Here is a 12618-nt window from a genome sequence, read left to right as displayed (position 1 = left end):
ATTGAGGAACGCCTCCTTATGGTTGGCTCGCAACTACCATTTTACTGGCTTTTCCTCTTTGAGTCACTCTTTTTATTTACTGTTGCACTTGCATTGTAAATCGGCACGGGCAGAAAGTAACCCGCCCCGCAGGGCGGAACCTTGCGAAGCGGCGCGCCGAGTCGTCGCGCCCTACGAAAAAGAGGAAACAACGCTCGCCGCCGCAGCGGCAAAATCCCCCTGCCTCAAATTTCCTAACGATGAAAGAAAGAAGGAACCCCCATGGAAGTGACCTTGATCGGCATGGGCCCCGGCGGGGCCGAGTATCTCCCCGCCGCCGCAGCGGAGGCCCTGGGCCGCACTGACTGCCTCATCGGCTCCCGACGCCTGTTGGAGGAGTGCGCCCTCGCTCCCCAGGCCCCCCGTTTCCCCGCCACCAAGTCGGCGGATATGCTGGAGATCCTGGAGGGCCGGGACTTTTCCTTCCCCTGCGTGCTGTACAGCGGGGACACCGGCTTTCACTCCGGGGCCCGGACGCTTCTCCCCCTGCTGCGGGAGCGGGGCGTCTCCGTCCGGGTGCTGCCCGGCGTCTCCAGTCTGCAATATTTTGCCGCCCAGCTGGGCCGCCCCTGGCAGGAGTGGTCCGTCGTCTCCGCCCACGGCCTGACCTGCGACCCGGTGGGGGAGGTGCTCGCCGCCCGGGGCCGGCCGGTGTTCTTTCTCACCGGCGGGGCCGGAGGGGCGGGCGCGCTGTGTCAGCGGCTGGCCCAGGCCGGTCTGGGCCACCTCACCGCCACGGTGGGGGAGGACCTGTCCTACCCCGGCGAGCGCATCCGCTCCGGCCCGGCGTATGAGCTGGCGGGGCAGGAGACCGCCCCCCTGTCCGTTCTGCTGGTGGAGGGGTACGCCCCCCCCGCCAACGCCCCGCGCTCCCAGGGGCTGGACGACGGCGTATTCCTCCGGGGGGACGTGCCCATGACCAAGCAGGAGGTGCGCGCCGCCGTCCTGGCCAAGCTGGAGGTCCGGGACGGGGAGACCTACTGGGACGTGGGGGCGGGCACCGGCTCGGTGTCGGTGGAGCTCTCCCTCCTGGCCCCCCGCAGCCGTGTGTATGCGGTGGAGTGCAAGGGGGAGGCCTGCGCCCTCATCCGGGCCAACCGGGAGCGGTTCGGGGCCTATAACCTGGAGCTGGCAGAGGGGCGGGCCCCCCAGGCCCTGGAGGACCTCCCCGCCCCGGACGGCGTCTTTATCGGGGGCAGCGACGGGGAATTGTTCCCCATTTTGCAGGCGGCTGTGGAAAAGAATCCCGCCGTGCGGGTGTGTCTCACCGCCATCGCGGTGGAGACCCTGGGGGCCGCTGCGGCCGCCCTCACTCAGCTGGGCATGGAGCCCAGGATCACCCAGCTCACCGTGGCCCGCAGCAGACCCGCCGGAGGGCTCAACCTGATGCTGGGACAGAACCCGGTGTGGATCATCACGGGACACAGGGAGGCGCTGGTATGAAGTTGGAACACGGGACCCCCATGGACATTGAGGGGGAGAGCATGCGCATTATCCGGGAGGAACTGGCCGCTATGGGCGTCACCCTCCCCCCGGAGCGGGCGGCGGCGGTGCTCCGGGCCATCCACACCACGGCGGACTTTGACTACGCCCAAAACCTCTGGTTTACCCCCGGGGCGGTGGAGGCGGGTGTGGCCGCCCTGAAGGCCGGGACCCCCATTGTCACCGACACCAATATGGCCCGCTCCGGGATCAACCGGACGGCCTGTGAGGCCCTGGGAGTGGAGCGCCTGTGCTATATGGCCGACCCGGAGGTAGCCCGTCAGGCCAGAGAACAGAGCACCACCCGGGCGGCGGCGGCGGTGGACCGGTGGGCCTCGGAGCACCCCGGGGCCGTCTGCGCGGTGGGCAACGCCCCCACCGCCCTGCTGCGCATGGCGGAGCTCATGGAGGCGGGGGCCCTCCGCCCCGCCCTGGTCATCGGGGTCCCCGTGGGCTTTGTCAACGTGGTGGAGAGCAAGGAGCGCATCTGGGCCCTGTGCCGCCGCATGGGCGTCCCCGCCATCGCGGCCATGGGCCGGAAGGGGGGCTCCACCGTGGCGGCCGCCATCTGCAACGCCCTGCTCTACCAGGCGGCCGGGATGCGGAAATAGCGCGGATTTTCGTGGACTTTTCCACAAAGTTGTGGTACAATGTGCAATACTCGCGGCCGGACGGCGGAGATCGCTGCCCGGCCCTTTCTGCGTCTCAAACCAAAGGAGGAATTTCCCTTGCAGCAGATGTCCGGCACACTGACCAATCTGGTGATCTACCTGGCCCTGGTGGTGCTGGGGGCCTTTATCGGCTCCCGCCCCGGGGTGCGCTCCCGGCCCATGCCCTGGCTGGGGCGGTTTCAGACGGCGGCCCTGCTGCTGCTGATCTTCACCCTGGGGGCGGAGCTGGGGGCCAACGAGGAGATCGTGTCCTCTCTGGGCTCCATCGGCCTGAACGCCTTCGCCATCACCATCACCTCCATGATCGGCAGCATGCTGGCGGTCCACGCCCTTCGGAAGTACATCCTGAAAATGGACGCCTTTGGCCGCACCGCCCAGGAGGCCCAGGCGGAGGAGGCCCAGGCCAGCCACGAGAAGGCCCACGTGGACCACAGCCTCACTGTCTTGATCGTGGCCGCCGTGGTCCTGGGCATGCTGGGCGGATACTTTGTCCTCCCCGACTCGGTCACCGCCCACTGCGGGACGGTCATCAACTTCGGCCTCTACCTGCTTCTGCTTCTGGTGGGGGTGGACATGGGGCGGCAGGGCACCATGCTCCAGGACGTGAAGGCAGCCGGGTTCCGGGTCCTCCTGGTCCCCCTGGCCGTAATGGTGGGCACCTTCGCCATGACCGCCCTGGCGGGCATCTTCCTCCCCCTGGGCCCCAAGGACTGCGTGGCCGCCTCCGCCGGCTTCGGGTGGTACTCCCTGGCCCCCACCCTGCTGGCCCCCTACTCCCTCACCGTGTCGGCCACCGCGTTCCTCTCCAACATCATGCACGAGCTCTTCTCCATTGTGGCCGTCCCCGTGGCGGCCAAGAAGCTGGGCTACATCGAGGCGGTGGCCCTCCCCGGCGCCACCGCCATGGACACCGTCCTGCCCGTGGTGGTCAGCGCCACCTGCGACCGCATGGCCATCTACTCCTTCGCCTCGGGGGTCATTCTGTCCCTGTCCGTACCGGTGCTCATCCCGGCCATCATCGCCCTGCCGTTCTGACCGCTGCTAAATGGCCGCGTTCACGGCATACCCCCTCTGAATCCTGTCCCCCGGGCGGTTCCATATTACCGCCCGGGGTCTTTTTTCCCTTTTCCCGCAACGTGAGCCTCCTTTCTCCGTCTATATTGTCAGAGTTCTATTTGAGAGGAGGATTTTTATGTCCCACAGGAATACCTTCTTTTTTACGCTTGCCGCCGTTCTCGGCCTGCTGTCCGCCTGCTCCCCTCAGCCTGAGGCCCCCGCTCCTGAGACCGCGCTCACCGCCCCGCCGGAGCTGACCGTCACGGTTGGGAACCAGTCCTGCACCGCCCTGCGGGGCGGCTGGTCCTGGACCATCCGGGAGGGGGAGGACCAGTATTCCAGCACCATCTCCGACAGCGCCCACCCCCTGGACTGCCAGGAGATGACGCCCCAGCTGACCGCCGCCGAATCCCAGGCGCTCCTCTCCTTTCCTCTGGAGTCGGACGCTCTCACCGCCCAGTGCTGGCCGGAGAGTTCTTGGGGAGATGTGTCCGCCCAGGGGGAGGAGGCGGCCGTGGAGGGAGATGCCCTCACTCTGAACCCCGGCGGCTGGATCTATGAGATCCGGGCCAGCTGGGACCGCATGCCCGACTTTGAGGGAAACAGCAGCTACACTGTTTTGATCCGCATGGAATGACCGGCTCCACTGGGATTTCTGTAAAGTTCCTGTGAAAGATCGGAGGATATAATTGACTTCTGCGCCTATACACCTTAAAATATTTTCATGGAATTTGTTGATTTCGCACACAAGTTTTCGAGAGACTGCATAAGGGGGAACTGAGATGAGAGTTTGGAAACGGGCCGGAGCGCTGCTGGCCGCCGGGGCGCTGCTGCTGGGACTGACCGCCTGCGGGAGCAGCATCACCGACGACGCAACCGTCTATGTCCAGGGGCTGCTGGACGCCAACTACAAGGGGGAGATCAGCCAGGACTACATTGACGTGGTGGAGGACATGACTCAGGAGCAGGCCCAGGCCGATCACGAGAACAACCTGGAGATTGAGGCCGGCTATCTGCTGTCCTTCTTGGCGGTGGAGCTCCCCACCGACGCAGTGACCCAGCGTGCCCAGGAGATCGTGGATGAGATCTACTCCCACGCCCAGTACACTGTGGCCGACGCGGAGCAGCTGAGCAGCGGCGACATCGCCGTGGAGGTCACCGTCTCCCCCATCGAGATCATCCCCCTCCTGACGGAGGATCAGATGGCGGCGGCCTGGACGTCTGTGAAGCAGGCCTCCGGCGCCAGCGACGAGGCCATCGCCGCCATGTCGGACCAGGAGTACCAGGTTCTGGACGAGCAGTACGCCAATGCCCTGCTGGACCAGCTGGAGGCCCTGATCCCCCAGCTCACCTACGGTCAGGATCAGGTCATCATGCTCCAGATGAAGGAATCCGACGGCTACTACTCCCTGGTGGACTCGGGCATGCAGAAGCTGGACGAGGTTATGATCGACTACTATGGCTCCTATGCATGACAATTTGCTCCAGGTTCCCCGCCGCAGCTGCGGCGGGGATATTTTATTAAGCGGGAAAACTTGACTTTTCTCCCCTGAATTTATACAATAGTTGGTACGAGTTTTCCATTCTCTTTGACTTTATAATAAAGGACTGAAACGACATGGCTCAAAACCCCAACAAGAAGCAGGTGGAGCAGATCACCGACATGGAGGTGGACTTTGCTCAGTGGTACACCGACGTGTGCCGGAAGGCGGAGCTCATCGACTACTCCTCCATCAAGGGCATGTTCATCTACCGCCCCTACGGCTACGCCCTCTGGGAGAACATCCAGCGCGAGCTGGACAAGCGCTTTAAAGAGACCGGCCACGAGAACGTGTACCTGCCCATGCTCATCCCCGAGAGCCTGCTCCAGAAGGAGAAGGACCACGTGGAGGGCTTCGCCCCCGAGTGCGCCTGGGTGACCTACGGCGGCAGCGAGAAGCTGGAGGAGCGCTACTGCATCCGCCCCACCTCCGAGACCCTGTTCTGCGAGCACTATAAGAACATCATCCACTCCCACCGGGACCTGCCCAAGCTGTACAACCAGTGGTGCTCCGTCCTGCGCTGGGAAAAGACCAGCCGTCCCTTCCTGCGCCACCGGGAGTTCCTGTGGCAGGAGGGCCACACCATGCACGCCACCGAGGAGGAGGCCCGCCAGGAGACCATGCGGATGCTGAACATCTACGCGGACTTCATGGAGAACGTGCTGGCCATGCCCGTGGTCAAGGGCCGCAAGACCGACAAGGAGAAGTTCAACGGCGCCGAGGAGACCTACACCGTGGAGTGCATGATGCACGACCGGAAGGCCCTCCAGGCGGGCACCAGCCACTACTTCGGCGACGGCTTCGCCCGGGCCTTCGACATCACCTTCACCGGCAAGGACAACCAGCTCCACCACCCCCACCAGACCTCCTGGGGCGTGTCCACCCGGATGATCGGCGGCATCATCATGACCCACGGGGACAACAACGGCCTGGTGCTGCCCCCCCGCATCGCCCCCATCCAGGCCATGGTCATCCCCGTGGCCCAGCACAAGGAGGGCGTGCTGGAGGCCGCCTCCGCCCTTCTGGCCCGTCTGAAGGCCGCCGGCATCCGGGCGGGCATGGACGACTCCGACCAGTCCATGGGCTGGAAGGCCGCCCAGTATGAGATGAAAGGCGTGCCCCTGCGGGTGGAGATCGGGCCCAAGGACATGGAGAAGAACCAGTGCTGCATCTGCCGCCGGGACTCCGGGGAGAAGGTCTTTGTCTCTCTGGACGAGCTGGAGAGCAAGGTCCGGGAGCTGCTGGACGCGGTCCACGACGGCCTCTATCAGCGGGCCAAGCAGAACCTGGAGGACCACACCAAGGTGTGCCACACCCTGGAGGAGGTCAAGACCTTCATGGAGACCGAGGGCGGCTTCGCCAAGACCATGTGGTGCGGCGACCTGGCCTGCGAGCTGAAGATGAAGGAGGAGGCCGGGGTCACCTCCCGGTGCATGCCCCTGGAGCAGGAGAGCGTGGGCGACGTCTGTGTGTGCTGCGGCAAGCCCGCCAAGCACATGATCTACTGGGGCGTAGCCTATTAAAATGCCGTTACTTTTGCGCCGCACAGCGGCGCAAAAGTCCACGCTCCGCGTGCCGGAAGCCTTGCAAAGCAAGACTTCCGGGGCATTTGATCCCATTCGAGGCGGGCGGCTGCCCCCTCGAGCTCCCCCGCCCAGACTCGGGCGGACTTTGTTTCGCACAGGTTTTTTAACATACTGCGGGGCGCGGCCGTTGGCCGCGCCCCGTCTGTACATTGCTCCCGCTTTTGTTTTGAGGCCTAGAGGTAGAAAACCGGCCGTCTCCACGGAGACGGCCGGTTTTTCCCTTTGGAATGTTACGGCAGATAGGACAGGGGATTGACCGAGGTGCCGTTCACCCGGATCTCGAAGTGGCAGTGGACGCCGGTGGAGCGGCCCGTGCTGCCCGCCCGGGCGATCTGCTGTCCCTTGTACACCTTGTCGCCCACGGACACGGTCAGGGAGGAGTTATGGCCGTAGTAGGTCTGGGTCCCGTTGTCGTGGGTGATGACCACCAGGTTGCCATAGCTGCCCCGGTAACCGGCGTAGGTCACCGTTCCGCCGTCGGCGGCACACACCGCCGCCCCGTAGGAGGCGGAGATGTCGATGCCGGAGTGGTAGCTGTAACTGCCGAAGATATACCGGCCGCCGAAGTAGGAGGTGATCCGCCCGTAGATGGGCCACTGATAGCTGCCCGAGGAGGCGGTGCGTGGCTTCTCCTTGGTACCCACGGCCTTGACGGTGGTGGTGGGCTCCTGAAGGGTGGTGGTAGAGTTCACAGTCCGCTCCGTCTCCTGGCCGTTCACATAGGTGATTGTGGCGTTGACCTCCTCCTGGCCCTCCACGCCCTGGGTGATGGTCCGGGTCTCGCCCACATACATGGAGGAGTCCTCCACCTCCTCCACCGGGCAGGGGATGGACTGGGTATAGGTGACCTCCTCCACCGTCTGGACCGACAGCACCGGGGTGAGCTCCTTCACGTTGAGCACGTCTCCCACCATCAGCCGGTTGATGTCGATGCCCGGGTTCAGGGCCTCCAGGTCGCTCATGGACATGTCGTTGGCGTAGGCGATTCCATAGAAGGTGTCCCCCGCCACCACCGTGTAGGTGGTAGAGCCCCCCTGGTTGGCCTGGAGGGCCGTTCTCATCTCGCTCAGGGTCATCAGATTCTCCGCCTCATACACCGGCTCAATGGTCACCGTGTCCATGAATTCCACCGAGACGGTGTTTTCACTGGTATACTTGGCCTTCAGCTCCTCCAGCAGACGGTTCAGGCCGTCCTCGTCCTTCACCGCGCCCACGGCCTGGCCGTCCACCACCACCTGGTACTGGCGCAGCTCGCCGCTGACGCTGTCCAGCTTTCCGTAGAAGTAGTTCTGGATGTCCTCCTCCGAGGTCAGGTCGGAGCGGAGGGTGAGGGCGAACTCATACTCCAGGTTCCCCTCAATCTGATAGTCGTGTCCCAGCAGGGAGGTGCCGGTGGCCTCCACCGTCTCCATGGCCTGCTGGACCACCTCCGCGTCCGCCACCACCCCCACGCTCTCCCCGTCCAGGGTGACCGAGTATGCGGGGGTGTACAGCGTGGTCATGGTCAATGCCACCGCCAGAGCGCCGGAGCAGGCCAGGAAGGTGACCGGCCCGGCGGCCCGGTTGCCCGCCACCACATTGTGGAATTGGTGGGTGATCCGGCGGCCGTGGATGCGGCCCCACTCCCGCAGCGCGCGGCGGTAGAGGGGGGCTCTGCGCTTGAAACGGGCCCAGCGCTCCCCCAAGGTCATCCGCTCAGAGGAGGGCCGGCCGGTAAACTTGTGATCGTTCATGATATTCTCCATGCCGTACCTCGCCATCGTTTCCAAACATCCCGTCTGAAAAGTAACAGACCGGAAAAGAAAAGATTACAATTTGGTTACAAATGCAACTATACACGGAAATACGGGCTACGTCAAGACTTTTTCCCAGAGAAACTATGAATTTTCTGCAAATCATTCGGGACAACCTTAAATTTTTTCCACTTTTTCCGCCGGAGCCTCCGCCCGGCTGTCCTGGATGCTGGAAGCCCGGAATGCCTGGTCCGCCCGGTCCAGCAGGTTTCGCTCCCCGGTCAGCTCTCCGGAATAGGGGTACCGGGCGGCCGCCCGCTCAAACTCGGCCCGCAGATCGCGGGCCTTCTCCACATCCCGCTCCGCCAGCAGGGCCCAGGCGTAGGCCTGGCGCACCCGGCCGGGACAGTATTTCCTGGTCTGCCTGCAGTAGCGGCGCACCTCCGGCGTAAAGAGGCGCTCCGCCTCCCGCACCCGGCCCAGCACCAGAGCGCAGTAGATCTCCTCGCAGGTGAGCTCCAGGCGGTGCAGGCCCAGCAGCTCATGGCCGCCGCGCAGCAGCGCCCGGATGGCCTGGTCGGCCTCCTCCAGCTCACCCCGGGCCATCAGGCGGGAGGCCCGCTGGATGGCCGTCCCCATAATCAGCACGTTTTGCAGGTCGGCCTTGGGGGGCAGGTCAAACCACTCCTCCGGCATGCCGGCCAGGGAGTACCCCTCCTGCAGGGCCTCTACGATCCAGAGCTGGACACAGCTGCACTGGAGGGCCAGGGGATCTTTTCCCAGATTTCTGGCGTTGTACCCGTCGTTGGCCACGCCGCCCATTTTCATGGGGAGCAGGTTGGTCCCGGCGATCCACCCCCCAATCAGAACCAGGGCCCCCGCAAACACCCGCAGCAGCGGGGCGCCGGTGAGCAGAAAAACCGGCAGAGCCAGGGCGGCCAGCAGCAGATTGGCCAGCCCGCCCCCCAGGTGGTACAGGCGGTAGGGGGGATTTTCCTGGGCGGGCGGGGCCATGAGGCACTGCCCCCCGGTGCCGGGAATGTGGTAGGCGCGCAGCTTCCAGCGGCCGTCCAGCTTCACCAGCAGCACCCTCCCGATGCGGAAGGACAGCGCCCGGTAGCCGGTGAGCAGGCCGCACACCAGGTGTCCCCCCTCGTGGACCACGACCTGGAGGACGTATGCCAGCACCAACAGGAGCAGCAGGACCAAAAGCCCCGGAAGGCCCAGGGCGTCCACCTGACACATGCCCCAGTAGCCCACCGCACCGCCCACCAAGGCGGCCAGAAGAGTCAGTCCGATGGTTTTCCAGGGAATCTGTTTTTTCTGTCTCATAGACAATTCCTTCATAAAAATACGATGCGGCCCGATGGGGGCATCGGGCCCTACAAACTCTCATTGGTAGGGCCCCGTGCCCTCACGGGGCCGCAATCGGGACGTGTTGGATTGACTGCGGCTCCCGCCGCCAAACGATTCTTAATTGCTCTCTGCTCTCACTTTGTGGCCCAGTTTCCGGTGGCCTCGGCGGTGAGATAGGCGTTGATGAACCCGTCCAGGTCCCCGTCCATGACGGAGTTGATGGCGCTGGTCTCATAGCCGGTGCGGTTGTCCTTCACCAGCTGATAGGGCATGAAGACATAGGAGCGGATCTGGCTGCCCCACTCGATCTTCAGCTGGACCCCCTTCAGGTCGGAGATCTTCTCCGCCTTCTCCTGCATCTGAAGCTCCACCAGCTTGGCCCGGAGCATCTTCATACAGTTGTCCTTGTTCTGGAACTGGGAGCGCTCCTGCTGAGAGGCGACGACGATGCCGGTAGGCTTGTGGATGAGCCGGACGGCGGAGGAGGTCTTATTCACGTGCTGGCCGCCGGCGCCGCTGGCCCGGTAGACCTGCATCTCGATGTCCTCGGGGCGGATCTCGATCTCCACGTCCTCGGGCAGGTCGGGCATGACCTCCACCGAGGCGAAGGAGGTCTGCCGCCGGGCGTTGGCGTCAAAGGGGGACACCCGCACCAGGCGGTGCACCCCGTGCTCTCCCCGCAAGTAGCCGTATGCGTTCTCCCCCTCGATCATAATGGTGGCCGACTTGATGCCCGCCTCGTCCCCGTCCTGATAGTCCATGATCTGATAGGTGAAGCCGTGGCGCTCGGTCCAGCGGGTGTACATGCGGTAGAGCATCTGGGCCCAGTCCTGGGCCTCGGTGCCGCCGGCGCCGGGGTGGATGGTGAGGATCACATTGGAGCTGTCGTACTCCCCGGTGAGCAGAGTCTGGAGCCGGGCCTCCTCCATCTCGGCCTCCAGCTGGGCGAAGCCCTCCTCCAGTTCAGGGAGCAGGGACTCGTCCTCAAACTCGTTGCCCATCTCGCACAGGGCCATCAGGTCGTCCCAGTGCTGCTTGCGCTTGTGCTGGCTGTCCACCTTGTGCTGGAGGGTCTTGATACGCTGCTGCACCTTCTGGGCCTTCTCCAAATTGTTCCAAAAGCCGTCGGAGGCGGACTCCGCCTGGAGCATGTCCAGCTCCCGCTCGGCGCTCTCCAGGTCCAGGGCCTGGCCCAGCTCCTCCAGAACGGGGGCCAGGTTGTTCAGCCGGACTTTATATTCGTCAAATTGAAGCATACGTTCCTCACTCTCATTCTCTGAAGACAGATTAAACCCTATAAGATTCCATTATAGCCTAAATATTATATCCGAACCGGGAAGAATTGTAAAGGAGGGGACCGGGGGTTTGGGAAAAAAAGTGCCGGAATCGGGAAAAAATGGGGCGAAGCGGACAAAATCCGCGCCGCACAGCCGAAACGGGCCGCGCGGCGCGGGGAAACACAGGCAGAAAACTCCGGAGCGGGGGATCACGCCCCGTCCAGAGGCTCCGAGGCGGCGGGCCTGCTCAGGTCCAGCTCCCGGATGCGCTTGCGCAAGGGGAGAATCGCCGCCGGTGAGACGGACAACTCGTCAATGCCCATGTGTAAAAAGGTCTCGGTGAGCGCCGGGTCGGCCCCCAGCTCCCCGCAGATGCCCACCCAGCAGCCGTGGCGGTGGCCCGCCTCAATGGTATGCCGGATCATCCGCAGGATGGCCGGGTGGTGGGGGTTGTAGAAGGCGTCCAGCTTGGGATTCTGCCGGTCGATGGCCAACGTGTACTGGGTCAGGTCGTTGGTACCCAGGGAGAAGAACTGCACCTCCTGGGCCAGCTCGTCGGCGATCATCACAGAGGCGGGGGTCTCGATCATCACGCCGATCTCCACCTCCCCCATAGGGACGCCCTGGGCCTTCAGCTCGGCGCGGCACTCCTCCAGGATCTCTTTGGCGTCCCGCACCTCCCGCACGGAGATAATCATGGGGAACATGATGGACACTGTGCCGAAGGCGCTGGCCCGGAGGATGGCCCGGAGCTGGGTCTTGAACACGTCCCGGCGGGTGAGGCAGATGCGGATGGCCCGGTAGCCCAGGGCGGGGTTCTCCTCGTAGTCCAGCCCAAAGTAGTCCGCCTGCTTGTCCGCCCCGACGTCCAGGGTGCGGATGATGACCTTCTTGCCGGCCATGGTCTCCACCACCCGCTTATAGGCGGCGAACTGCTCCTCCTCGGCGGGGTAGTCGTCCCCGTCCAGGTAGAGGAACTCGCTGCGGAACAATCCGATGCCCTGGGCGTCGTTCTGGAGCACCAGCCCCACGTCCCCCACGCCGCCGATATTGGCGTACACCTGGATCTCGGTGCCGTCCAGGGTGACGTTGGGCTTCTTTTTCAGCCCCTGGAGGAGGGCCTCCTGCTCCAGGTCGGCGCGGCGCTTGGCCTCCATGGCGGCGAGCAGCTCCGGCGCCGGGTCCACATACACACAGTGGTTGCAGCCGTCCAGGATGGCCAGCTGCCCGTCCCAGCTCTCGTCAAAGTCCACCCCGACGAGGGCGGGGATGCCCATGGTCCGGGCCAGGATGGCGGTGTGGCTGTTGGCGGAGCCCCCCCGGGTGATAAAGCCCAGCAGCTTGCTCTTGTCCATCTGCACCGTCTCGCTGGGGGTCAGGTCGTCGGCCATCAGGATGGCGGGCTCGTCCCCCTGAACGGCTCCGGCGCCGGTCCCGGTCAGGATATTCACCACCCGGCGGGAGATGTCCTTCACGTCGGCGGACCGGGCCTGCATATAGGGGTCCTCCATGGCGGCAAAGGCGGCGGCAAAATTTTCCCCTGTGGCGGTCACCGCATACTCCGCCGTGGCCCCCTGGCTGTCCAGGATGCCCTTGACGGCGTCCACATAGTCCTCGTCCTCCAGCATCATCTGGTGGATCTCAAAGATGGCGGCGTTGTCCTCCCCCACCTCGTCCAGGGCCTTCTCATACAGCTGCCCCAGCTGCTCCTGAGCGGCCTTCTGGGCGGCCTGGAAGCGGGCGTACTCCTCCTCCGGAGCGAGTGAGGAGGTGCGGCTTGTCTCCACCGCCTCCTTGCGGTGGAGCTTCAGTCTGCCAATGGCGATTCCCCTCAGAATGGAAGTTCCCGTGGCGACTTTCATTCCAGCGTCCTCCTT

The 12618-nt window shown here is 64.4% G+C and carries 11 protein-coding genes; 7 read left to right on the top strand and 4 right to left on the bottom strand.

From position 1 onward, the window contains the following. From B5F19_RS17685 to proS, 7 genes are all read left to right on the top strand, one after another. On the top strand, window positions 1-271 hold a 271-nt coding region (locus B5F19_RS17685), incomplete at its 5' end, for a hypothetical protein (RefSeq protein WP_204248303.1). After that, the gene (gene cbiE, locus B5F19_RS07215) at window positions 262-1482 is read left to right on the top strand and encodes a precorrin-6y C5,15-methyltransferase (decarboxylating) subunit CbiE (protein ID WP_087289395.1); all 1221 of its coding nucleotides are present in this window, start codon (window positions 262-264) and stop codon (window positions 1480-1482) included. The genes B5F19_RS17685 and cbiE, both read left to right, overlap by 10 nt. Beyond that, entirely contained in the window at window positions 1479-2132 is a 654-nt protein-coding gene (locus tag B5F19_RS07210; protein ID WP_087289393.1) for a precorrin-8X methylmutase, read from the top strand. Before cbiE ends, B5F19_RS07210 begins: the two co-directional genes overlap by 4 nt. A 126-nt stretch (window positions 2133-2258) precedes the next feature. After that, a complete protein-coding gene (locus B5F19_RS07205) occupies window positions 2259-3227 on the top strand; it encodes a lysine exporter LysO family protein (protein ID WP_204248304.1) in 969 nt (322 codons plus the stop codon). Between the two features lie 157 nt (window positions 3228-3384). Then, window positions 3385-3885 (top strand): hypothetical protein, encoded by a 501-nt coding sequence (locus tag B5F19_RS07200; RefSeq protein ID WP_087289391.1) that lies wholly within the window; start codon window positions 3385-3387, stop codon window positions 3883-3885. A 145-nt stretch (window positions 3886-4030) separates the two neighbouring features. Next, entirely contained in the window at window positions 4031-4723 is a 693-nt protein-coding gene (locus B5F19_RS07195; protein ID WP_087289389.1) for a hypothetical protein, read from the top strand. A 143-nt stretch (window positions 4724-4866) separates the two neighbouring features. Beyond that, window positions 4867-6312 (top strand): proline--tRNA ligase, encoded by a 1446-nt coding sequence (gene proS, locus B5F19_RS07190; RefSeq protein ID WP_087289386.1) that lies wholly within the window; start codon window positions 4867-4869, stop codon window positions 6310-6312. A 293-nt stretch (window positions 6313-6605) separates the two neighbouring features. Here the strand turns inward: proS and B5F19_RS07185 are convergent, their stop codons facing one another. The 4 genes from B5F19_RS07185 to ptsP form a co-directional block, all read right to left on the bottom strand. Continuing rightward, window positions 6606-8108: a peptidoglycan DD-metalloendopeptidase family protein gene (locus B5F19_RS07185; RefSeq protein ID WP_162612541.1), complete on the bottom strand. Its 1503-nt coding sequence runs from the start codon at window positions 8106-8108 to the stop codon at window positions 6606-6608. Window positions 8109-8285: 177 nt separating this feature from the next. Continuing rightward, complete coding sequence (locus B5F19_RS07180) at window positions 8286-9440, bottom strand: hypothetical protein (RefSeq protein WP_087289382.1); 1155 nt, start codon at window positions 9438-9440, stop codon at window positions 8286-8288. 158 nt (window positions 9441-9598) lie between these two features. Further along, complete coding sequence (gene prfB, locus B5F19_RS07175; protein WP_087289380.1) at window positions 9599-10720, bottom strand: peptide chain release factor 2; 1122 nt, start codon at window positions 10718-10720, stop codon at window positions 9599-9601. Window positions 10721-10950: 230 nt separating this feature from the next. Further along, window positions 10951-12603, bottom strand: a complete 1653-nt coding sequence (gene ptsP, locus B5F19_RS07170) for a phosphoenolpyruvate--protein phosphotransferase (protein ID WP_087289378.1) — start codon at window positions 12601-12603, stop codon at window positions 10951-10953. Window positions 12604-12618 lie beyond the last annotated feature (15 nt).

The organism is Pseudoflavonifractor sp. An184 (assembly GCF_002160305.1).
Classification (GTDB): Bacteria; Bacillota; Clostridia; order Oscillospirales; family Oscillospiraceae; genus Lawsonibacter; species Lawsonibacter pullicola.
The sequence above is the reverse complement of the archived record's forward strand: the minus strand, read 5'-3'. Positions and strand labels throughout refer to the sequence as shown.